General features: G+C 65.7%; 1 protein-coding gene. It reads right to left on the bottom strand.

Annotated features, from left to right (window positions below; translation table 11 throughout):
- Positions 1 to 276, bottom strand: a 276-nt coding sequence (locus ACWJ6R_RS38215) for a hypothetical protein (protein WP_449066829.1), incomplete at its 3' end; no start/stop codon positions are given.
- Positions 277 to 306: the final 30 nt, after the last annotated feature.

Below are 306 nucleotides of genomic sequence, written 5' to 3'. Positions count from 1 at the left end.
CCACGTACAGCCGTGCACGGCGGCATCGACTCGTACGGAGTCTTCGTAATCGGCACGGACACGCTCCGACACATCGGACGGCAGACCGCGGCCGGCCGCGACCGGGGTCCAGCCGAGCCAGTTGCGAACGCCGAAGAGGCAACCGAAGGCCGTGTAGTCACCGCCGTCGTACAGCGGATAGAGGGGCATGGACACCGACCACGGCTCTCCCTCGTACCAGTCCTCACCAGCGGACGGGTGACGAACCTCGATGAAGCCGTAGATGTCGGTGGGCACGGCGACAGGGTAGAGGAATCCAGATCACCG

The organism is Planomonospora algeriensis (assembly GCF_977012225.1).
Note: the sequence above shows the minus strand (reverse complement) of the source record. Positions and strands in the feature narration are given on the sequence as shown.